Annotated in this window: 22 protein-coding genes and 1 pseudogene; 5 read left to right on the top strand and 18 right to left on the bottom strand. The window is 40.4% G+C overall.

Annotation, left to right across the window (positions count from 1 at the left end; translation table 11 throughout):
* Positions 1-376: 376 nt before the first annotated feature.
* The 5 genes from MHN31_RS04290 to MHN31_RS04310 form a co-directional block, all read right to left on the bottom strand.
* Positions 377-2,017 (bottom strand): methyl-accepting chemotaxis protein, encoded by a 1,641-nt coding sequence (locus MHN31_RS04290; protein ID WP_125561937.1) that lies wholly within the window; start codon positions 2,015-2,017, stop codon positions 377-379.
* A gap of 552 nt (positions 2,018-2,569) precedes the next feature.
* Entirely contained in the window at positions 2,570-3,076 is a 507-nt protein-coding gene (locus tag MHN31_RS04295; protein WP_239443533.1) for a hypothetical protein, read from the bottom strand.
* Between the two features lie 262 nt (positions 3,077-3,338).
* Positions 3,339-3,827 carry a hypothetical protein gene (locus MHN31_RS04300; protein ID WP_239443534.1) on the bottom strand — a complete coding sequence of 163 codons (489 nt, stop codon included), beginning with the start codon at positions 3,825-3,827 and terminating at the stop codon, positions 3,339-3,341.
* A gap of 105 nt (positions 3,828-3,932) precedes the next feature.
* On the bottom strand, positions 3,933-4,397 hold the full coding sequence (locus tag MHN31_RS04305) for a VanZ family protein (protein WP_239443535.1): 465 nt from the start codon (positions 4,395-4,397) through the stop codon (positions 3,933-3,935).
* 200 nt (positions 4,398-4,597) lie between these two features.
* The gene (locus tag MHN31_RS04310) at positions 4,598-5,569 is read right to left on the bottom strand and encodes a transposase (RefSeq protein ID WP_239443536.1); all 972 of its coding nucleotides are present in this window, start codon (positions 5,567-5,569) and stop codon (positions 4,598-4,600) included.
* Between the two features lie 432 nt (positions 5,570-6,001).
* Between MHN31_RS04310 and MHN31_RS04315 the strand changes: the two genes are divergently transcribed.
* Positions 6,002-7,633 carry a hypothetical protein gene (locus tag MHN31_RS04315; RefSeq protein ID WP_239443537.1) on the top strand — a complete coding sequence of 544 codons (1,632 nt, stop codon included), beginning with the start codon at positions 6,002-6,004 and terminating at the stop codon, positions 7,631-7,633.
* 392 nt (positions 7,634-8,025) lie between these two features.
* Here the strand turns inward: MHN31_RS04315 and MHN31_RS04320 are convergent, their stop codons facing one another.
* From MHN31_RS04320 to MHN31_RS04340, 5 genes are all read right to left on the bottom strand, one after another.
* On the bottom strand, positions 8,026-8,355 hold the full coding sequence (locus MHN31_RS04320; RefSeq protein WP_239443538.1) for a hypothetical protein: 330 nt from the start codon (positions 8,353-8,355) through the stop codon (positions 8,026-8,028).
* Between the two features lie 989 nt (positions 8,356-9,344).
* On the bottom strand, positions 9,345-9,590 hold the full coding sequence (locus MHN31_RS04325; protein ID WP_125561950.1) for a hypothetical protein: 246 nt from the start codon (positions 9,588-9,590) through the stop codon (positions 9,345-9,347).
* A 139-nt stretch (positions 9,591-9,729) separates the two neighbouring features.
* A complete protein-coding gene (locus MHN31_RS04330) occupies positions 9,730-10,209 on the bottom strand; it encodes a DUF1203 domain-containing protein (protein WP_194867609.1) in 480 nt (159 codons plus the stop codon).
* A 136-nt stretch (positions 10,210-10,345) separates the two neighbouring features.
* Positions 10,346-10,681 carry a hypothetical protein gene (locus MHN31_RS04335; protein ID WP_239443539.1) on the bottom strand — a complete coding sequence of 112 codons (336 nt, stop codon included), beginning with the start codon at positions 10,679-10,681 and terminating at the stop codon, positions 10,346-10,348.
* Positions 10,682-10,793: 112 nt separating this feature from the next.
* The gene (locus MHN31_RS04340) at positions 10,794-11,153 is read right to left on the bottom strand and encodes a hypothetical protein (protein ID WP_239443540.1); all 360 of its coding nucleotides are present in this window, start codon (positions 11,151-11,153) and stop codon (positions 10,794-10,796) included.
* A gap of 295 nt (positions 11,154-11,448) precedes the next feature.
* Between MHN31_RS04340 and MHN31_RS04345 the strand changes: the two are divergent.
* Positions 11,449-11,814: pseudogene (locus tag MHN31_RS04345) on the top strand (transposase); the annotation flags it as partial.
* A 350-nt stretch (positions 11,815-12,164) separates the two neighbouring features.
* Here MHN31_RS04345 and MHN31_RS04350 read toward each other — a convergent pair.
* On the bottom strand, positions 12,165-13,970 hold the full coding sequence (locus MHN31_RS04350; protein ID WP_239443541.1) for an RICIN domain-containing protein: 1,806 nt from the start codon (positions 13,968-13,970) through the stop codon (positions 12,165-12,167).
* Between the two features lie 493 nt (positions 13,971-14,463).
* Here MHN31_RS04350 and MHN31_RS04355 point away from each other — a divergent pair, with 493 nt between their 5' ends.
* On the top strand, positions 14,464-14,817 hold the full coding sequence (locus tag MHN31_RS04355) for a transposase (protein WP_239443542.1): 354 nt from the start codon (positions 14,464-14,466) through the stop codon (positions 14,815-14,817).
* Between the two features lie 32 nt (positions 14,818-14,849).
* On the opposite strand, the gene MHN31_RS04360 is transcribed toward MHN31_RS04355, so the two are convergent.
* The 3 genes from MHN31_RS04360 to MHN31_RS04370 all read right to left on the bottom strand — a co-directional run bounded on the left by MHN31_RS04360 (position 14,850) and on the right by MHN31_RS04370 (position 18,018).
* Positions 14,850-15,359, bottom strand: coding sequence for a hypothetical protein (locus tag MHN31_RS04360; RefSeq protein WP_239443543.1), 510 nt, complete (start codon positions 15,357-15,359; stop codon positions 14,850-14,852).
* Between the two features lie 352 nt (positions 15,360-15,711).
* Positions 15,712-16,983 carry a tetratricopeptide repeat protein gene (locus tag MHN31_RS24360; protein WP_239443544.1) on the bottom strand — a complete coding sequence of 424 codons (1,272 nt, stop codon included), beginning with the start codon at positions 16,981-16,983 and terminating at the stop codon, positions 15,712-15,714.
* 486 nt (positions 16,984-17,469) lie between these two features.
* A complete protein-coding gene (locus MHN31_RS04370) occupies positions 17,470-18,018 on the bottom strand; it encodes a hypothetical protein (RefSeq protein WP_239443545.1) in 549 nt (182 codons plus the stop codon).
* A gap of 265 nt (positions 18,019-18,283) precedes the next feature.
* On the opposite strand from MHN31_RS04370, the gene MHN31_RS04375 reads away from it, so the two are divergent.
* Positions 18,284-18,532, top strand: coding sequence for a phage integrase N-terminal SAM-like domain-containing protein (locus tag MHN31_RS04375; protein ID WP_343224661.1), 249 nt, complete (start codon positions 18,284-18,286; stop codon positions 18,530-18,532).
* A 3-nt stretch (positions 18,533-18,535) separates the two neighbouring features.
* Here MHN31_RS04375 and MHN31_RS24190 read toward each other — a convergent pair whose 3' ends face one another.
* The 4 genes from MHN31_RS24190 to gcvP form a co-directional block, all read right to left on the bottom strand.
* The gene (locus MHN31_RS24190; protein ID WP_275446733.1) at positions 18,536-18,658 is read right to left on the bottom strand and encodes a hypothetical protein; all 123 of its coding nucleotides are present in this window, start codon (positions 18,656-18,658) and stop codon (positions 18,536-18,538) included.
* A complete protein-coding gene (locus MHN31_RS04380) occupies positions 18,621-19,178 on the bottom strand; it encodes a hypothetical protein (RefSeq protein WP_125561966.1) in 558 nt (185 codons plus the stop codon). Before MHN31_RS04380 ends, MHN31_RS24190 begins: the two co-directional genes overlap by 38 nt.
* Positions 19,171-19,473, bottom strand: a complete 303-nt coding sequence (locus MHN31_RS04385; RefSeq protein ID WP_058797546.1) for a helix-turn-helix transcriptional regulator — start codon at positions 19,471-19,473, stop codon at positions 19,171-19,173. The genes MHN31_RS04380 and MHN31_RS04385 overlap by 8 nt, the downstream gene beginning before the upstream one ends.
* Before the next feature lie 545 nt (positions 19,474-20,018).
* Entirely contained in the window at positions 20,019-22,916 is a 2,898-nt protein-coding gene (gcvP, locus tag MHN31_RS04390) for an aminomethyl-transferring glycine dehydrogenase (RefSeq protein ID WP_239443547.1), read from the bottom strand.
* A 14-nt stretch (positions 22,917-22,930) separates the two neighbouring features.
* On the opposite strand from gcvP, the gene MHN31_RS24195 reads away from it, so the two are divergent.
* Positions 22,931-23,065, top strand: a complete 135-nt coding sequence (locus MHN31_RS24195) for a hypothetical protein (RefSeq protein ID WP_275446734.1) — start codon at positions 22,931-22,933, stop codon at positions 23,063-23,065.
* Positions 23,066-23,202: the final 137 nt, after the last annotated feature.

A 23,202-nucleotide genomic window follows, 5' to 3' on the forward strand; every position in this document is an offset into this window, starting at 1 on the left:
ACAGTTGTCGGTTTTTGAAATTACGCCGTGGCCTTAAGGTTCTCCGATACTTAATGAAAATCAATTTGATAAAAAATCACGGTATAGCCTGAGCGAATTCATTCTCGTCAAAAGAAAAAATAGCCACATTATGCGTTATTTCACAATCCTACACGAAGTGCTCAGAAAAAACTGCCCCGATATTGATACTAAGCACTTTGAAACATTCAGATTTCCAGTGCTCCCTCTCACTAGCAGTACAGAACCAGGCAAAGATGTCAGGCTCAGAAGAAGTTATTTTATAACAGTGAAGTGGATGCGTCGGATATATTGCGAATATGTGCTGTTAAATGGCATGCTGGGAGACCTGGCCTATGAGACTCGACTGGTTCCATCGTTAAAACAAACTCACGTCACCTTTATTGGTTGACAGCCGCTCAACCAATGACTGCAAATCGACAGAAGCTTTGTTCACTGCGACAGAGACCTCATCGCTTTGTGCCATTTTTTCCAGCGTTTCAGAAATCACCAGCATTTGCGCAACGTCTTCAACAATACTTTGCGAAATATCTTGTTGGTGCACCGCATTATCATCTACTGAATGGGTCACCGTGATCAGGCTATCAAATGAAGTCGAGGTTTGACCCAACACACTGCTCACCTGTGCAACCGATTGCGCGGTTTGCGTTGTTTTAGATAGACCTGATTGTATCGAGGCCACCGCTTGTTTAGAACTTAGTAAAGTGCCGTCGATAATGTCTTTTATTTCAAGTGTTGAATTTTGGGTTCGTGTTGCAAGGCTTCTCACCTCATCGGCAACCACCGCGAACCCTCGCCCTTGTTCACCAGCCCTAGCGGCTTCTATTGCGGCATTGAGCGCCAATAAGTTGGTTTGCTCTGCAATATTTTGAATAACCTGTAACACATTAACAATTTCAGAAGACCGGCTTTCTAACTGCTCAATATTACCTGCAATTGCTTGCATTTCACCAACCAACTCGCCCATATCTTTATCAGCTAAGTCCAAAGAAGCTGCACATTGTGCTGTCGCTTCGCTTGTTGATTTAAAAGAATCGAACGCTTGTTTTGAGTCCATTTTATTCTGCTCGGCGATGGTGGATAAGCGTGCAGTAGCCTGGTTTAAACTATCGACTATTTTGCTTTGCGATACTGAGCTATGACCAATTTCGTCGGAAATTTCTGATAGTTTAGCAAAAGCAGTACTCACTTCATGGTTGACTAAATTAATGAGCCCAACACTGTCAGATAACTTTTCTTGCATATATCGCGCACTCTGAACCAACTCTCCTATCTCATCACTTGATGAATGCGAAATGTTCTTTGTGTAATCCCCTTCCGCAATCGCTTTTAATACTTCATTGAGATCGCCAATCGGCCTGACAATTATTTTTTGAATATATAGCAGAACAAACGCAACCCCAATAATTGCGGTCAACATACTGATCAAACTTACTGTAAAACTAGTGCGTGATGAAAAATCTTTTAAACTTTCAAAATTATCATCCACACTTTCATCTATTTTCAGAACAAGCTCTACCAGCGATTCGCTCAAAGCCCTGTCTATGCCTTTAACATGTTGATCAGCCTTTTCTATATTTAAATCAGAAGACAGAAAAATATCATAGCCAGCTTTGTATTTTCCTGTCGCATCACTATAGTCTTTTAATATTTTAGAGATAAGTGTTTTAACCGCCATAGAGTGCTGTTTTGACTGCCCAATGTTCTCGAGTACCCTTTTCACTTCATTTTCTGAGTTCAAAAAACGCTGCCAATATTTATTTCGCTCTTGGACTGATTTAGAGCGGATCAGTACATTTTTCCATTCTTGCACTTGTGTTTTAAACAGCGATAGCGCCAACCGCCCCTGGTTGGCCGCATGTATATTCTTATCTTTAAGCTCAACAAATTGAGATTCAAGCGTATGCAAAGTAAACAACATTGCAAGTACGACAATAGCAAACATAGCTAACATTGCAGACATTGGTGTTAACAGCTTAACTTTTAAGGAGCTTTTCATGGACTACCCCACAACACACTGATACTCAGTTAGTAAGGATAGAACAATTTTCAAACTCTTTATTTCTCTATTCAAAAATAGCTTTGTCTAGAGAGGACAGTGCTTCATACATTTCTAAAGTGAAACTGCCAGCTGTTCGCATTTGCAACTAGGGGTGGGTATCTCTTCACTTACTTATGCATCTCTTATGTACTGCAACTATCTTATGCACTGTAAATTTCGGGAAAGAAAAGGCTCTGATTAAATCATAAATTGCAGAAATGGCACTCGCTGAACGCTTTTACCGTGCAATGAGTCTCACACGATGTACAGAGAACGTTAAGTACAGACACATATTGTTAACCAGCAGAGCCTGCATTTGGGATCTGTCCAACTCAATGGGCTGGATGAAAAATCATATCGATCACTCAATGACTTTTTGCTTTGCAACCAGGCTAGCTCTGTCGCTTTTAAGTGATAAGTGAACCCCGACACTTCAAGAGACTTATGTTATGAAACAAGGGTTAAGCCACTAGAAACCTTTAAATACTAATTAATTGGTGTTTTATAAGGCTATTTGACAGCACTTAAACAATCAAAATACACTTTACTATCTTGATAAGTTGGTGGGTAAAGTTCTGCTTGTTCCATCACACTATTCATAACACCGATAATCGCCCACTCGATATTCTTTAGCTGACTTGATTTGACCTCATAATAACCAACAGAGCCACACTCTTTGAAGGCTCTTTTTAAAATAGGTTTACCTTGATTGGGAAGCGTAAACTCATGAAGGGCTTTTCCCTTAAAGCGAATATTGTCTTGATAACATGTCATATATGTATCAACACCGCACCGCTCTTTTGCCACTTCCAAGTCAAAATACTCCATAACAATACAAGTATTTGGCATTGGAACCATCTGAGGGCAGCGCCTTTTTATTATTTCGCAATCTGTGCCTAACTTTTCACAGGTCTTGGCTGCCAAGCTTTTCAACATTAAGTCAGCAGATTCTCTTTTGCCAGCAGAAGAAGCTGAACTGAAAATTATCAAAGAAAAAATAAAAATACAGCGGATCATTAAGTTATCTCAAAACTCTGAAAGAAAGCCAACACCTAAATATAAGGCACAAATTAACAGGTTAATATTTAGGTAATTCGGAATGGTTACGTTGGTATACCCTACTTAAATCTGTGCACCGGAAGTCTATATTGTTTTAGCCGAAGTGTCTCTTCAATTTTCTGCCACTTGTGCAATCCGAGTATAAAAAATTGACCCGGCCAGAGTTTGTCATTGAGTTGACATTGAAGCAAGGTGTGTTTGATTGGAAGCCTGTGATTTGCTAATTCTTTATCACATGCCACTGTCCAAAAAGGTGTTCAACACATTGGGTGTTTGGCAAGCACACATCTTTGGGGTTTACTGTACCAAAAGCATAAATGCCTTCGCCTGTTCCGTTTTCATCTTTGTATGAAAACGCTTTCCTAATTAGCCAGGCCCCCTGGTAGTATTGAAGCCAGAGTGATTGTAAACCGGTTTCTTTATATGGCCCAATAATTTTACTCAAATCTGGCTTAACCACTTTTTTATATTTGGGTTCGCCAGCTTCCCAGGCCATTGAGCTTTCATCACGCTGATGGGATTTGTCATGCCATTGGATAGAAACATACCCGGCGTCCTCTGTGGCACGCATAGCTTCAACAAATTGATCAGAATAAGTAAAAACAAAAGTAAAATGCTTAATTTTACTTTCTGGCCAATAATACATTGACTTTATTAATAATATGAAAATTACTGAGAGCAGACTTATGTACAAAAGCAGTGTCTTCATACATCCAATACCTTAAAAAAACAGCCGAGTTTAGAAACGTTCATCTCCTCACCTACGCTAAAGCCTATGTGTTATACTTGGAAATGAAAAAATGGTGCTAGATATCTATAAAAATTTTTCTTTTAAGAAAATTGACCTAGAAAAAGAAGCTAATAAAACACCCACCAATAGTCCTAAACCATTAGCGCCTAAATCGAGCCATTCTCCATAGCGATTAACATATGGCTGAACTAACTCAATAACTCCACTATAAACTAAAAAACCTGTTATAAACAGCGACCACCTTTCAGGTCTCGCTAACGCAACTGGAAATGCCAAAGCACCATAAGCAATAAAATGATGAGTTTTGTCTGTACCAGGAACCGCAGGAAGACTATCTACTGGATATAAAGACAAACCTGTAATTAGCAAAGCTATTAAGGCTGTGAATGAAAGCCAATGAAGTTGAACTAAGTTTAATAAAGGTTTCAAGATATACTCCGAATCAACAATAGCCCCAAACCAGCTTATCCTGATGTGTTTTTTGATTAAAAAACACTCTGCGATGCCCATGGCTTGGATCATAGCCATATATTACAGCCCATTCGAGCTTGATACCATGGTATGTTCTAAATTGACGATACTAGACGATTGAATTCCATACTTATTAGCCAGTAGCAATGAGTGTCATAAATTTAAACTCGCCCCACGGAAAAATAGCCAGAGCCCGGCTGTACAAAAGCGCACCAAACCTGAATTTAGAGAATTCAAACTAATACTGAAAAAAAGCATTAACCCAGTAACCGCTCACACTGTGTCAGATTGGCTCGACGCCTTTTATGAAGATGCTCACAGTAATTTGTCATCGCTTGCTCTCGCCCTACCGCGCCATGAAAGACCTTCGTGAACTGCGTAGTTAGTTTGAGCCAGTTATCCGGCTCTATTTGTAACCTCGCCAACAGTGGCTGACTATCGCAGATATAACCTCGCTTATCTGCACGCATGCATCGGCCTGTTAACTCAACCAGCTGAATGTAATAGCTCAGCTCAAACGGCAGCCCTTTGGGCATGTACTTTCTTGGATTACCTGCAAAACGCAATAGGCTTTTGGGTTGCTTTCCTTGCTGTGCATGCTCAATACGCTGTTTAACGCTGGTGTAGTCTGACGTTTCCAGTGTCTCTGCCATTTTGGCTCTGACTGGGTTCAGGTCAACGTAAGCCAGGCACGCTGCCAATACCGCTTCATCCAGCAAAGCCTGCGACTTGAATCGCCCTTCCCAAAATCGACCTGTACAACCATCTTCTTTGTTGGCCCTGCGGGCAATGTCTTCATTAAGCACCCGCATAAACCAGCTGATGCTTGCAAGCCGGAGTCTGAATTCAGCAATATCAGCTGCCAACATACTGTACTCGGATGCACTCAGCTGATCTCCATTTATGAATTTGTGCGTCAGCCAGTTGCCTTTAAACAGTTTATGCCAGCGAAGAACGATTGCTCTGTCTGATATCCTTTGCGCTTTTTTATCATCAACATACAATACAATATGCGTGTGATTACTCATAACCGCGTAGCCACATACATCGATGCAAAACACCTTAGCAAGGGTCAGCAATTTTTCCTCAACCCAATCTCGCCGATGTTCATATGACTTGCCCGTGAGACGGTCTTTACCGCATAGAAATGCCCGGCGAACACACCGGGATATGCAGTGGTAATATTTAGTATCTGATAGGCTAACCTGCCTTTTTCTTGCCGTTGGCATAATCTAGCATCCTCAGTCCATTGAGCATGTTCTAAAGATAGACAACGTATCATCTGCATACCAAGTTTTTGAAGGGATCCATATAGCGCTTAGCATATCCATCTGGAAGACTCGATCCTGTGACTATCCTAAACTGTGCGCTCCAATAGTAGGATCGCTACGTTTTATCTTTTAATGAGGATGTCATCGTGACTTTTTTGAAATTTAATTGTAAATAAAAAGTGTGACAATGTAGCTTTTTGTAACCTTCTAGACCTCTCCAAAAACTAGGACAAGCATGACGCCAACTCATGCTCTTGATCAAGGTACAAGACTGACTTAAACTAGGTACTTTATAACTTCCAGTTTCAAAACTGTTGAATTTTTATAAATATCAGATGAAATTCAATTTTTATTGGCTTATCTAAACAATCATAAACAAAAGGACATTTTGTGTTTTACAAATTAAAACTTGCTTTATTAAGCATGGCAGCTTTTTTAGCTAGTGCGGATGCATTCGCACTATTTAATAGCTCAAAAACCAGCTTACCTCAATCTTGCTATAATATTAACTATGCTCTAAACGCAAATGGCTGTATTTTGTCCTCTACCAGATCCTATGCTGGTAAACGAGGCTCAATGCAACTAAAACTGTATACCAATGACTCTGGTGCTCAAGCTTATGATCAACCAATAATTGTAGTAGCACCTTATCCTGGCGCACTGCTTGCAGTTAACAATAACTCAGACGCTATTTACCAAGATCTAGACCTAGTATTTAGAAATGCTTTTATGGGTGCTAGTCCGTCAGAAATTAAAGCAAGATATCCAAACTCTGATATTTTTCTTTTTGCCTATGAATATGAGCAAGGTAAAAGGTTTGGCTCAGGTGACCATATACAGCTCAATGCCTTCACGGTGCTTCAAGGTATTGAAATGATAAACGAAGCCAATCAAACCAATAACCATAAACCAAGCATTTCAGTACTTGGTACAAGCTTGGGTGGTGTAGTATCTAAATATGCCATCGGTTATGCGCACAAATATGGTATCGAAACCAACATTAGAACATGGGTTACCATAGATTCCCCACTTAAGGGAGCAAACATACCACTGGCTTATCAAAGATTACCTTTATTTATTGACTCAATGCTCGATGATTTCGGTAGTATTGGTGTAATTAGCCTATCGACTTTTGATTTTCTCACTTCAGCTCTAGATTATACACCACTTTTCTTCCTTGAGTTGTCTGAACTAACTAGCGAAGCCAAGCGAGCAATACGTGATATACGTTCGATGGTGCAAGTATCATACGAAAATATACATTCCACCTCATCTAAGCAACTATTGATAAACCATATTGTTGATAAAAATGGTAGCTATCGCTCAACTCTATTAAGAGAGTTAGACTCGATGCCCCTCCCTAACGATATACGCAAAGTTGTATTTACTAATGCATCTCTTGTAAACAGCTATAATACACCTTCAAACTGGAATGCATCAAAATTTATTGTTGCACCACATTCGGGGAATCCCGGCGAATTAGAAGCTGCTGATTTTACTTTTAAGGAAAACACACCTAATGGCAATCGAAACGAGAGTCTATTCAAGTCTTATACACGTGTAGATCGACCTTTCGGCAACGATAAGCATGTAAAAGAGGATACAAAATTGAATGAGTTTCCTTATTATCAGTATGTAAACAGTGCTCCAGGCACTAATATTGGCCTTACCCGAAGTATGTTGAATACGATAAATAACAATATATTAGAGGCGACGCCTTCCCATCCTGCCTATGCTAGATGCCATAATTGTCAAGAGCCGAATTTTATTCCTACTTTTAGTGCTCTAGACATTGATCCGGCCGTGTATGGGACTGACCTAAACAGGCTTAAAGGAGCAAGCCATTCTGAAACACTTCAAAAGCTTGAGGCGGCTTCTCCGTTCGACAGAATTCATCATGTAAATAGCCGTACACACGATTACGAATTTAATGCTTCTGACATGTCTAAGCTAGATTCAGAGTTACAAGGCAGGCACGATTTAGCCTACCTAATACCAGTGATTAGCAACCTATTAAATTAAGGTTAAAATAAAAGAGCCCATCAATTGGGCTCTTTTACTCTAAAAACCATAAACGTAAAATCAAAAAAATCAAAGACACCCATTCCAAATTGAAATTCCCTAAGGGGGCAGATTCAACTTGGATATCCGCGCTATCTCCGACACCAAAGCCGACCTTACGTAATGCTTCACTTCTTATTCCGAAGCCGCCAAAAAAGCCAAAGACATCAATTCAACATGTGACTACCCTCAGAAAAAATTTACAAATCTTGGTGGGTGTCTTTTATGTGATTTTGGTATTTTAGGAATGTTACTCTATGTCAGTTAGCAATCCATTTCAAAGCGCGCCTTAATAAGGCCTTAGATCTGTGATTTAAATTAGCTGACATAGAATATTGAACGGCCCCTGTACGTTACTTTGAGTTTAGAGACCTAAAGTTAGACACACCAGGGTAAATCGAACATTCATGATATCCACTTACAGTGACAGTTTTACCGGCTGCGTATGCTGCCATAATTAGACTCATATAGGCTTTACCTGTTGAAGTAGATATATCCACAACATAATCAAAATGTTCGTTAGTATGACATGATGCCTTGTATTTAATTGTTCCATTCACTTTAAAAAACAGCTTATCGCCATAAACAGGACCAGTTAAAATAGAGGTGATTTTTCCTGTTTCATTAGATGCAGCAAAAGATGCTCCACTGAAGATCAAGCACGCAGCGAGTAAATATTTCATAAGCAACTCCAAAATAGATATTATTATCTCGTCTATTATACTGATTAAAAGATAAAATGGGTACAACTTATAGTAAAACAGCTCGGCAGGATACCCGGAATTTCTAGCCTGGATTCATATTTTTTCACTATAGTTCGATCCACAATATATTAAGCAATAAATTGAAAAACTGGTTCCCACTCAACTTAAGTGTTGATTTAAGAAAATTCAAAGATACGCATTCCAAGCAAAAAAGATACAGATATCGGTGGATGCCTCCCAAATTTGTGTTGAAGATATATATTCATGATCAAATTTTTGGCTAAGGGGCCTTTCACCAATAGGGTCGGTTTTCCCTCTACAACAAATAGTAAATGTGTCATCAATTTGCACTATCGCAAAGATTTGAGACTTAAAATTACTAAAGTGGAATATATGAAGAATCTAATCACCTATGGTGATGCCCTAACGCTGCAAATAAACAACAAAAAATAGTTGGCTAAAATTTGTGAGGCACGAACAAAGCCAACTGTTTTTTGTCCAGCATTTTTGATTTTCCTTGTTAGGCAACCAATTATGTAAACTTAAACAGTGCCACTATTGCTAACACATATATTGTATTAGCTTTCCATACACTGTTCTTTTTTGTGAACTTTAACACTGAGAGGCCAGCGAAAATGGAGGTAAGTATGATGAGAACAGCCTTAAAACTATACGCAACATATGCTTGATGTGTCTTATATTTCATTCCGCCATTTGACACCATTGCTTCAGAACCGAATCTGTATTCTTCAATCATTCTCGGCTGTTCTATTATTCCAAGCATATAGTATTCCCAACCAACAACTAAGAACATCAACAGTAGATAGCTAAAAAGCACCACAAATAAAATCTTGCTGAACACTCTCATGGTTACCTAACGTCTTAATAAACAGTGAAAAATATCAGGCTAAACCAAGAGAAGAATGAGCGCAAGCCTGCTATTTTGTATCTATCGTTTAATTAACTTGTTAGGTATCGCTAGCGAAAATTTCTATTCTTATTTTTTGCCACTCTTCCCACACATTTTCTGAATCAATATCCGCATAGCCTCTACTCTCCGCAGTTGCTACAGCAACATCTTCTGGAACCAGAACATATGTGGAAGAATCCTTTATCTTTAGAACCTCCGTTTCTGTCAACTCAGCTTCTTTTAACTCTTCTGCACGAATGAGGAGAGCAACTAAAGGCGGGATGTAATTTTTAACTTCTTTCATTAAATGCTTCCATCTTAAAACTATTCATAAAGATATCTAGCGCCTTGAAAATTGGCAACATTTGCTGGGTTGGTTTATGCACGCGAAGCGCAATACATATAGCGACCCAGCAATTTTTTCCTATTAATCAGATCATTAGCTATACAGCACGCTCAACTCTGAAACTGTAACAACCATAAGCAGCATATCTTGCAATTACAAAGCTAACCTTTTCATTAGTTAAAAACTCTTCAAGGTCTGACTCTGCTTGCTCAGGTGATGTCAATTTTGCGTCTAATATACGCTCGTTTTCACAGTATGCTTTTAGCACAAATGTATGACCTAAATAATCGGTTTCAGATCCATTTGGCAATGGCAGTTTATTACTATCAAATTCTCCCCTCTGTGAGTTTGCCAACACGAAAATTGGACCATATTCTTTATACGGGCCTGTTTTTGTGAATGGACAATAACTGGCCAATATTAATTCTTCACCAACCTTTGCTCCACGAAGTACATCTCGACATGGCTCACCACCTTTTGCTTCCATGATTTCTACAGGTTGATTTTGATCGTCTATACCTAAATTTCTAACTTTATCTAAGAAATCCGATCTTACAGGTACCACTTTATACTTCATTTTATCCCTTAAATAGCTAACGTTTTGCTAAGGGGCATTTGACGGTTGACTAAACTTGCACGACGCGCAAAGCCAACTGTTAATTGCCCCAGTGAGTTTACGAACGAATTTGAACAACTTGCTATGTGAACATTGCTTAAAAAAATACATTCTTGATAAAAACAAAAACAATGATGGCACTTAAAACTGTCAGGTATATTTTGAGCTTGGTTTTAAATTTACTCGCAACAGTTTGTTTTGGGTTTAGTGAGCGATTTTTCCTATTTAATGCGATTCTTAAAAAGGGAGCCAACTTCTTTCTGACCATTTTTTCATATGCTTTTGCTTCTCTTAACATCTCTTCTTCTGACTTCGGACCTTCATTAACGCTTAACTTTGGTGCGAACTTCGAAACGTCAGATTGTGCTTTATAATATTCCAACTTCTCTTCTTGAGTTAAAAAAGAAATCGTTTCTTCATCTAGTAAATCCATTCAACATGTCCAATTCACATAACACCTTAATAAACGACGAAAAGTAGCAGGCAAAACCAAGCGAAGAATGAGCGCAAACCTGCAATTTTACGTCCATTTTTTCGTTAACTTGTTAAGCGCCCTGCTTCCAAACCAGTATACATAAAAGGCTAAGACCAAAGACAAAACTCATGAATGAGATGATAAATAGTCCTTGGCCAAAGTATTTAGCCCATATTTTAGGGTTGTCATGACTTGCCACATAGGCAACGAAATGCATTTTACAGAATACAGTAAATAAAATAGAGCTTGTAAAAAGGGCCAGTGAGTAGGCTATTACCTGAGAGCTAAATATAGATGACAAATCCTTTATTATTGAAATACACACAAGAATAGCAGCAGTATTTAGTGTGGCCTGAAGCTTGAGGTAATCCATGAAAAAGCTTCTTGCTTCTTTAGTTAGATCGCCATTTTTAAGATAAATATGATTCATAGCTTCCCTGTACTGAACAATTTATTCTACCCCAACACGTCGAAACAGAAACCGACAAAACAGGCTGTATTACATAACCTCATGGTCCCATGGAATAAACTCGAAGTAAACAATCTGTTGTAACAACCAAGAAATCGAACACACCCATTCAAAGTTGCCACCTCCCCCCCCTGAAATGGGTCCAGATATCGGTGGGTGTCTCTCATGGCTCTCTGGTTAATTTATAAATGCTATGTAGAGAAATGATTTCCGCTAAAAAAGGTACAAACAATGGTGGGTGTCTTCCAAAATTGCCACCAGTATCAAAAAACGCATTGAACACGCACTGCATGGCAAACAACCCAAAAGCCTTCTGCGCTTTGCTGGTAACCCAAGGCAAAACATGCCCAAAGGATTGCCCTTTGAGCTTGAATATTACGTTGAACTGGTTGAGCTAACAGGCCGATGCATTCGTGCAGATAAGCGAGATCACATCTGCGATGCCCAACCTATCCTCGCCAGATTACAAATAGAGCCCGAAAACTGGCTAAAACTCACCACTCGATTTACCAAAATGTTCCAAGGCGCAGTCGGCAGGCAGCAAGCCGTGACTGAATACTGTGAGCACCTGCAAAAAAAGCGGCGCCCTAATCTGGCTAATTGTGAACGCTTGCTAGGGTAAAAAGACTCATACCTGACTTCGAATTAGTACTGTAGCTAAAGACTTAACTGCGCTGCTTGGCTTGGAACTGGCTGAGCTGTACTAGCCCTGACTCTCCAAAACCAACATATTGTAATTCTTCACTTCAATTTAGAACATAACAGCTTTTTTGGTTGGCTGTTTTAAGTCGCTGTCTGTGTAATTAGTTTAAAGTGGCTGTCCGTGTAATTACTACTCAAAGTGTCATTTTCCTCCACATAACGGGGACAGATATCGGTAGGTGTCTCGCAAAACTCGGGGGTCTCGCAAAACTCGATTAAGAAATCTGCTGGAAAGCGCATCGCATCACTTCCCAGCAGAGAGTATGTTTATTATTTTGAAACAACTACATGATTGTGTTGAGTTAACACGGGACAATCCCACAAGTGTGTTCTTGTGAAGTTATGTGGCTGTGGAGAATCGACACAACGAGATGGTTGCAATACAGTTTTTAATTGGCCATTGATATATTCAAACTGTTGTGTCGGGCTGGTGTTACAGTCCCAAATCATCAGTTTTTCGCCATTGCTCGTCGCTGAGTTTCTATAATCAAGGCACTTGTTATAGTTCATTTTACTTCTCACTTTACCATCGGTAGTGAATAGCCATTTCTGGTTTGCACCAGTGTGACAATCGTACAGTATGATGTCTTGACCATTGCTTGGATGGTACCCATTAATATCTAAACACTTATCGAATATTTTCAACTCTACGTATTTTTCAATGCCCAGGTAGTTGTCATTCCAAGTATGTGGATCTGCGGCTTCAAGCCATCTTACCGTATTTTTCATATTACCTTTACCAGCACTATTCCAAGAGAATAAATAGTCTGAGTCATTAGGTAAACATAGATAGTTGTCTTGCCATGTATGCGGGTCTGCCAACTCGATGATCTGCGTACAGCGCATGCCATCGATTGGGCCAGCAAAAGACCATTTCATGCCAATGTCTTCTGATGAGCAGAAGTAGTTGTCTTGCCAGGTATGTGGATCTGCGGGTTCGACTGTTTGTACGCAGTACATGCCATCCACTATACCAGATGACTTAAATGTAAATGACACACCACCAAGCGCTGTGTGTTGGTCCATGGCATAGACACCGGTCAGCGCACTAATAGACAAACCTTGTTGATTACAATCTACTCCGTTCGCTTGTAATCTACCGTTTTGACATTCTTTGAATACAACTTGTCTTGATGTGCTTCCTGCTTGCAAGCTAACAGGATTTGCACTGACGCCGACAGCGGTCATTTTATGTTGGTTTCGCAAAGCTTGTACATCAACCAGAGCAAGGAAGTCACTGCTATTCAACGATGCAAATGCAAGGCTGACTTTCATCTTCTTAACCGTACTTGATAGGCTTACACTATTTCCTGATACCTGCAATGGCGGATTCTTATGGTAGCCAACAGAAAATTTTAGTTGGTTATTCGGCGTTGCTGGGTTCACAGCCTGAACAAAAAAGCTCATGATTGGTTCGTGGCGGTTAGAATGATGGCCATACTTAATACGCTCCAGTTCATGAACGTCAACAGCCACCCCTACTCCTAAATTACCTTTATTGACCATAAACATCAAAGACTGTGCACCGTCATATGTTTTGACCTGATCTACGACGAGCTTTAACGTATCGTAGTCAATGTCTTTTATCAGGCTGTACACAATGTTTTTTGCAAGCTCTACGTTGTTTTCATTGACGCCATCGACCAATGCTTCTAATTGACCATGGTAGTGTGCGTTGGTCACAGCAACAGTCGCAAAGTGTTCAAGTGCAGCAAGCTTTTCTTGTTGGTCAGCGACAAATGTTCCCATGTTGTCTAAAGTGGCCATTTGCTGAGCGAGTGATATGGCTTTATCAGTAATAGCTGTGGAGTCAACACCAACCAAGTTAGTTGCATCATTCACAACGTTTGCACCATGCCTAAGTGTGTCAATTGCAACATTTGTCACTGGGCTAGTAACATGCCTAACCACTTGTGCTACCTGTGTAACGGCACCGCCAACGGTTCCAATCGGATCTGTAAAGAAGTCACCTATACTACCCCAGCCAAAAGCATTTACTTGGCTAGTCATGGCCATAGAGCCTGTCACCACGGAGGCGACCATTGCTGAATTTACGATCCCTTTTCGTGAACCCATAATTTACTCCAAATTTCTATTGTTTAATTACACGACGCTAAAAAGCATTAATACTGGCCTTTAATTCGTTTCGTAAATTACATCAATAAACTAAGCTCATCTATTACACTGTATTACAAGTGTGAATTATGTGTCATTTTTGTGACTATTGATTTTTAGGAAGGACAATAGAAAAGTGCTCGATTATCACCCTACTTTTTGGGCGAGATTACAGCTCTTGGGTGCTGGATACTTTTATCTTGCTGGTAAATTTTTAAATGCTATGTAGAGAAATGATTTCTGATGTGATCTCCGCTAAAAAAGGTACGGACAATGGTGGATGTCTTCCAAAATTGTTGCCTACGACGTTATGCCAAACACTTCATTGAAGCGTACCCACATACATAAAAATTAAAGACACCCATTCGAAGTTGCGACTTCCCTCCACAGAAAAGTTACAGATATCGGTGGGTGTCTTCCAAAACTGTCCAAAACTTGGTACAGATATCGATGGGTGTCTTCCAAAATTGCCATTGAGACCTGTCTGACTTTGCGGGCTGTATTTCGCTCGTCTCTTCGAGCTGCGCAGGGTTTTGTTTCTTCGCTGATATCAATGATGAAGCTTGATTTGGATACGCCAACTTATAGTTGTTTGTGCAAGCGTAGTGCTGAGCTGGCAGTTCGTTGCAGGCTAAAAATTAAAGACATATATGGACGCTCCAGCTATGTCTTCCAAACTTTTCCTCAGTTGCTCAGTCAGGTAGTTAGTAAAAATCAAAGGCACGCATTCGAAGTTTCGACTTCCCTCCACAGAAAAAGTACAGATATCGATGGGTGTCTTCCAAACTTTTCTTTTTTGCAATTTTAGATGGTTGTTCTTGTTAAATCCGTAAAACCACCCTAAAGCTCCTGTTTTAGGTGACTCCGCTTTTTTTCGAACCGTACTTTACCGTGGTGATTCCTAATTGCCTTATATATGAACCCATCTTCTATATTTGCAGTCACTGTTATTACTGTTCTTTTTGTAACCTCTTCTTTAAAATTTGATTCATCAAACTCATCTCTTGACCAGCCATTACGAATACTTGTCATTTGAATCATTCCTAGTTTTAATCCAGAATACTTGTTCTTTTCCACACCTAATGTACTAGCTAAATCAGATAAAACATTTCTTAATATGGCTTCTTTATCTTTATCATTTGAAGCTTTAAAACCAATCATTTTTTCATTGACATCACCCACAAAAAAATTCATTTTTATTATGTTTTCATCAAAATTATATTTAAGTGTAGTCAAGCATGGTGTTTCATGGTCTTTTGTCTTGGAGTTCCCAAACCAACCTCTATAACACTTTGACTGTTCTTCTATTTTAAAAAGAAACAAATCAAAAACTGAAGCCGGCGCTGTCATGGCTGAGCTATAAACTTGCTTGGCTCTGCATAAGATTGGTTAGAAAGAAAAACAAACACAAATAAAAAAGCTGCTTTTTTAAACACCCCCATAAAAACTCCTTTACGAATTACTATTTATCCCATTCCATTCATAGGAATATAAACCGACAAAAACAAACGCACTATATATACTTATATTCACACGCAACAAATGATAAGTAAACAATAAGTCACAACTAAAAACACAGTTATATGAGGTTTAGGCATATCAATAATCATAGACACCCATACCAAGGGGACCCTGCCTCCTACACAAATGGAACAAATTCGGTGGGTGTCTCTCAAAACTTCCGTGTCTCCAAAAAATTCCTTTATATTTCTAATTCACCATAACTTATAGTTAATTCATTTATACTATCTTGTAAATCTAACCTTTTATAAATAGCCATAGCTTTATCAAAGAAACATTTTCCTGTTTGAAAATCACCCTTACTTTTATTTGCTAATGCCAAATTAGCAAAAATATGCCCTCTAAGCTTTGGGTATTGTTTGTTTTCCTTATACAACCCCTGTTGGAAGTACTCAATAGCTGAGTCAAAACCCCCTTCATCAAAATAAATTAAGCCTAAATTTATTAGATTGCAAACCTCACCTCTGACATCACAAATCTTAACCGACAAATCAAGCGACTTAATTATATACTTCTTAGCTTCTTTGTTGTTATTCAATTGACGATATATATTAGAAAGATTACCCCAATGCCTCATAATTTCCACTTTCTCATCTAATATATCTGCGATTTCAACAGCAATTTCAAGGTGATTTTTAGCTTTCATTAGGTGAGCATCATCCTCATCCTTAAACCATAAATGCCGCAAGCGAATTGACATATTAGTTAATATGTTCGATTTTATTCTTTTATATTCATTTTTTTCAGCTTTATTATCACAACACTCAATTAAATCATCGATTAATTTAATTGCTCTTTCCAAGTACACCCCAGATTCATCTAAGTTCTCTAAGTTTGTATAACAACTACCAATACTATTCAGGTGCTTTATTGTTCCGACATTATTATTATTTAAGGTGGATAATTCTAAAGCTGACTTTAGTGATTCAAGAGACTTATCCCACTCTGCTGAATTTTTATACAGAACACCTAAGTTACCTAGAAGAGATTCTTTTTGAGGAGATGTCAAGTTTGATTCTAATAAAGTACTTTTTAATATTAACTCAGCCTCATCAAGCTTTCCAATATGCATAAGTCTTAATGCATATGCGTTCTTTGCCGCATTGTTATTAGGATTTAGCTCAATCGATTTTTTATAAAAACTCCCTGACTTTTCTGGAGCAAGAATTAAATATAAATTAGCAAAATCGAGAAAATCTTGTGAAATACTATTTGTTGCTTCATCAACCAATGAATCTAACTTTTCTTTTGCATCACCCATCCTACCATCATTAATTAGATTAATAATTTCCTTTTTAACCGTATCATTAGAATTAGATAATCGATGAAACAACTCCTCCATTTGACCCTTAATGATATTACCAACATCATCTGTATCAAAATTAAAGTTAACATCTCGCCCTGCTAGAATATTTAGGGAAAAATCACCGGAAATTTGTTTTTGATATATCACTTTTTTATCTTCCCTACATTAACATCTCTCCCTCCTTGAATATTTACAGAATTCCCGCCACCAGATTGAGATTGTGTATGTTCTTTTTTTATTCGCTTATAACCGTACAATATACCAACAATTCCAACTACCCCCCAAAATATGTAGCAGCATCTGTTCCAATATTTTGATTAAGCCATTCAATCATTTTATCTTTCCATAGTTTAACATGTAAATATAACTCAGCGCTCAGCGGCATATTTGGAGCGCAGCGTAAAATTTTTCCGACAGCAGCGCTTTGTTATGTCTTTAGTTCGAGCGGATTTTCTCTTAGCGCTATAGTGATAAATTTAATATATTCAGCAACATCTCCGGTTAGACTGATGCCATTTTTACTACGGTCTGCCAACTCTCCCAGCAACACCGTAAAAAAATCAAAGACACCCATTTCAGTTGGAACTTCCTCCACAAATAGTACAGATATCGGTGGGTGCCTCCTAAATTTCGTTAGACGCTAATACTTCCATAAAATTTTGATATAGCTGCATGAACATCTTTTTTAATTTGGTTTAATTCAGTACGGAATTCTTTGAATTCATCATGGGAAAGTACGGTTTTTCCAAAAATTACTTTCTCTCGTAACGAGTTATGAGGTGTATTGGTTTTTTTAATTGCCTCAACAATGTTTTCAGCTCCCAGAATTCTAAACCTACTGATTGCGTAGCTTTTAGATCCCCATGACTCAACCAAGGCTGCATCTTTCTCTTTTATCGAGTCCCAACGCTTTTTGGATATATCTGTGTACTCTTTTCCTTCATTTTCCATATGACGAGAAATCCCTCCAACTTTTGTAAGAAGTCCCATCCAGGCATCAAAAAATTCATCCATTTTTTCAGCACAGCTTTCTAGGGTTTTATATTTATGCTCTAAAAGGTATTTGTCTTTTTCATTTTTATGGTTTTTAGAAGTAACCGCATATGTCGTGATCCCAGTGATAATTCCACCAAGTCCAATTTTAACTGCAGTATCAATTACATCTATAACTTCAGTTGGCATCTATGTTCCTTTTGCGCCTAACAATTTATTCTACCCCAAAATGTCGGAACATAAACCGACAAAACGGGCCGTATTACATACCCTCATAGTCCCACGGAACAAACCCCAAGTAAACAATCGGTTGCAACCTGCAAAAACACACTTGTGTAAAAATCAGACAAAACAGCACGTAATAATGTTATTGGACAACAGCCAAAAAACTGTACATACACCCAGTACCAACCTACCAAATGGAACGTTTACGAAATCCCCTTTTCTACTCATACTGCAAGAGCAGATGTACCTACGACGTTATGCCAAACGTACCATTGAAGCATACCTAAAATGGACTGCTGCATTTATTCGCTTTAACAATATGCGACACCCGACAGCTACAGGTTATGGCGATATAGAGCTAACTCAAAAACACCCGCAGAACAAACCTATGGGAAAACTTGCCAATTTCATTGGACAGTTAAGCATGAATGCCAGCCAACAAACCTGGTTGGCATTCAAGTACAAGACTGATTATTAACGCTTAACCACCGTTTTCCTCAGGCTTTAACGGTTGCTGATAACTGCGGCGATCAGGAATAGGAGACCCTGTGCCACCACCATGTCCACTAACAGCTCTTTGCTGCTGCTCCGTCAGTTGTTTCATATCTTTCCTTTCTAAATCGATTTGCGATTGTCAGAACTAATATACCCTCAGCAATATGCACAAACGATTGCACCGGGCTATATAAGTTGTTTCTTATTGGATAGCTATCAATTACATAGTGCGTATACAGTGTAACTTCAATATACGTAACCAAGTTGATGAGTAAAGATATAAAATGAACGAACAGAAATGCACCTTCCTGCTTGCTCACATAATAGTGCTTATTTACTTGCCTAAAGAAGGCTGAACGACTCTGTAATCTTTCGGCCAACAAGCGTCTGCCAACAACAGGAAAGATAAACAAAACACACATAAGCATTGACCAGATGTAATAGGGATTTCCCCATCCAAGTGCAATTTCATATGTCATATTGTCGAGCACTTCCAACACAACAAGCACAATCATCAGGTAACGAACATTAATATTTTTCCATCCGATACACAGTGCAATCAAAAATAACGGCAATAGCATGTTTTCAATGAGATCATAAAATAACTTGAAGTTTTCATAACTAAACATCTGATGCATCCTTCTTGTTGGTGTTATCCTCAGCCGATTGGGAGTCCAGAATTTCCTTCGTTTTTTGCTCAGGGCAAACGCCACAAACAAAGCAAATATACATAAATGCTAAAAAAGGAATATGTGTTTTACCTGTTTCCCAATTGGAGATCGTGGCTTGGTCAACTGGTGGCATTAATTTTTTCCCTAATGCGCTTTGACTCAGTCCAGCATCTATCCGCATTGACTTAATCGACTTCGCAGCTTCTTTTAACAAGGCAGCAAAGAGGCCCGCTCGCCGTATTCTGACTTTCATAGCTATCCTTTCAAATGTTGACCAATACGCAGCTAAATTAACAAATGTTAACCAAAAGATTATCACTGAAGTAACCTATCAGCAAGCGTAACCAGTCAAGCAAATAAATCTAACTAACTAATAATAAAAGCCTTTATTTCAACAAACCTCACATTCATGAATTTATTAATAACCAACATACTAACAATGCGAAGTTACATTGCAACCGTATAATGTAAATAGGTCAAGAATGGTTCAGCTTCAATGCTTGAAGAGCAAACTAACTGATTGAAAAGATTAGACAAGCTCAAGCAAAAGACTTGCTACATACTCGGCACATAGCTGTAAGTGTTCTCACATTACCTTGTTTAAGGCACAGATTTTTTATTTATTAATTTGCAACAGTACTGTATTTACCCCACAAGGGCATTGGATATGACACAACATAAAGTTCTGCCATTTTTTTAACTTATTGCCTGATAACAAACACAAAAAAACCGCTCGTCCTAAAACGAGCGGTTTTTATCATTTGCCAGCCCTGCAATTGCAAGGCTTACGAACCAATCTTACTCAGCATAAGTCTCTACAGCTGGGCAAGAACAAATAAGGTTACGGTCGCCGTATACGTCGTCGATACGGGTTACCGTTGGCCAGAACTTGTCTTTTGCTACTGATGCGACCGGAAAGGCTGCGTAGAAGCGGTCGTAGGCGCGATCCCACTCGTTGCCCAGTACGTCTGCCTGGGTGTGTGGTGCGAACACAAGTGGGTTGTTTTCTACAGACCATTCGCCGTTTTCTACTTTAGCGATTTCAGCGCGGATAGAGATCATGGCTTCGATGAAGCGGTCGATTTCTACCTTAGACTCAGACTCCGTTGGCTCGATCATCAGCGTGCCAGCAACCGGGAATGACATAGTCGGTGCGTGGAAACCATAGTCCATCAGACGCTTAGCCACGTCCATTTCAGTGATGCCTGAGCTTTCTTTAAGCGGACGCAGGTCGATAATACATTCGTGGGCAACACGGTCGTTGCGGCCACGGTAGAGTACCGGGTAGTGCTTGCTTAGCTTCTCTGTCAGGTAGTTCGCGTTCACGATGGCCATTTCAGTGGCCTGCTTCAGACCTTCGCTGCCCATCATGGCAATGTACGCCCAAGAGATTGGCAGGATAGCTGCTGAGCCGTAAGGTGCCGCAGAAACTGCGCCGTTACCTTCGTTGGTGCCAGCTACTTTGATCACGCTGTGGTTAGGCATGAATGGTGCCAGGTGTGATTTAACACCGATAGGACCAACACCCGGGCCACCACCACCGTGCGGGATACAGAATGTTTTGTGCAGGTTCAAGTGCGATACGTCAGAACCGATTGAACCCGGGCTGGTTACGCCAACCTGTGCATTCATGTTCGCGCCGTCCATATAAACCTGGCCGCCGTGCTGGTGAACGATTTCACACACTTCGCGGATAGCTTCTTCGTATACACCGTGGGTAGACGGGTAAGTAACCATGATACAAGACAGGTTCTCAGAGACGTCTTGGGCTTTCGCACGCAGGTCGTCCAGGTCGATGTTGCCGTCGCTGTCACAGCCAACCACAACCACTTTCATGCTGGCCATTTGCGCCGACGCCGGGTTAGTACCGTGTGCAGAGCTTGGGATCAGACACACGTTACGGTGACCTTCGCCACGTGACTCGTGGTATTTACGAATAGCGATCAGACCCGCGTATTCACCCTGAGCACCTGAGTTAGGTTGCAGTGACACTGCATCGTAACCTGTGATGTTAACCAGCCAGTCGTGCAGCTCAGTCATCATTACCTGATAACCCTGTGCCTGCTCTAGCGGGCAGAATGGGTGTAGTTCAGCGAACTCAGGCCAGGTGACCGGGATCATCTCAGCGGTCGCATTCAGCTTCATGGTACAAGAACCCAGAGAGATCATAGAGTGGTTCAGTGCCAAATCTTTGTTCTCAAGACGCTTGATGTAACGCAGCATCTCAGTTTCGCTGTGATAGCTGTTGAAGTTGTCGTGTGTCAGTACTTCGTCATCACGTACCAGGCTCGCCGGAATACCTGTAATGCCATTTGCAGCAACTTCGCTGTCCAGTGCAGCTACATCTAAGTCATGGCCTTCGCCCAGGATGATGTCGAACAGTTCAGCGATGTCAGCACGAGTGGTGGTTTCGTTCAGTGCAATTGAGTACTCGCCAGCGTGGTTGATGGCAAAGTTCACTTCGTTTGCAACGGCGCGCGCGACTACCGCGTCTTTGTCTGCGTCGTTAGCAACCACTGTGATGGTGTCAAACCAGGTGTCGTGCTTCAGTGCTACGCCTTTGGCTTTCAGGCCAGTTGCCAGAATGCTGGCGAAACGGTTAATGCGCTCAGCAATGGTTTTCAGGCCCTGAGGACCGTGGTACACCGCATAGAACGCAGCCATGTTGGCCAGCAGTACCTGCGCTGTACAAATGTTTGAGTTGGCTTTTTCGCGGCGGATGTGCTGCTCACGTGTTTGCATTGCCATACGCAGTGCATCGTTACCTAAACGGTCTTTTGATACACCAATAATACGACCTGGCAGTGAACGCTTGTATGCATCGCGTGTTGCGAAGAACGCAGCGTGTGGACCACCGTAGCCCATAGGAACACCAAAGCGCTGTGCAGAACCCAGTACCACGTCTGCGCCCAGTTTACCTGGTGCTTTCAGTAGCATTAAGCTCATGATGTCAGCCGCCACACAGGCAATCGCTTTTTTGCTTTGTACTTGTGCGATGATGTCCGTGATGTCAACCACTTCACCTGACGTAGTTGGATACTGGAACAGGGCACCGAAGATCTCGTGATTTGCCGCATCGCTTGCAGGGCCAACGATCACTTCAAAACCAAACTGCTCGGCACGGGTTGTGACTACGTCGATGGTTTGTGTGTGTACGTCTTCAGCAATGAAGAACAGGTTCGCTTTTTTCGCTTTAGAAACACGCTTAGCCAGCGCCATGGCTTCGGCTGCTGCGGTTGATTCGTCAAGCAATGACGCACTGGCCAGGTCAAGGCCGGTGATGTCCATGGTCATAGTCTGGAAGTTAAGCAAAGACTCAAGGCGGCCTTGTGCAATCTCTGGCTGATATGGCGTATACGCAGTATACCAACCTGGGTTTTCCAGTACGTTACGCAAGATAACGTTTGGCACGTGTGTCGGGTGGTAACCCTGACCGATGTATGATTTGAAGACCTTGTTTTTGCTTGCTACAGATTTCAGGTAGCTCAGCGTTTCTACTTCGGTACGGCTTTCACCAATTTGCAGGCCTTGCTCTAACAAAATTGAGCTAGGTACTGTCTGACCGATCAGCTCTTCAACACTCGATACTCCAAGCGCAGCAAGCATGTCACTCACCTGAGCCGGGCTCGGGCCAATGTGGCGACGAATAAAGTCTTGCTTTTGCTCTAGTTGTTCAAGAGATTTGGCGTTTGACATGTGTCCAGATTCCTATGATCCAAGTAAAAATGGGGGTGTCACTGTTGTTCGACGACCTGCACCTTGATGCACAGTGCGACGAAAATACCTTGGTAACAGTCACAGAGTTTAACGGTGTTGCCACGCCTTATACCAATTTGCTTAATTAAGTGTTCTATTTTGAGGCGAGAAAATATGTTCGATAACCAGGCAAAAATTTTGCTATTTAGTTGTTCTAAATGAGAAATTTTTAACACAGTTAGCGTCATATTTGCTCCGTCAAATTGAACAGGTATTAAGTGAAATT

The organism is Pseudoalteromonas sp. McH1-42 (assembly GCF_022347845.1).
GTDB lineage: Bacteria > Pseudomonadota > Gammaproteobacteria > Enterobacterales > Alteromonadaceae > Pseudoalteromonas > Pseudoalteromonas rubra_D.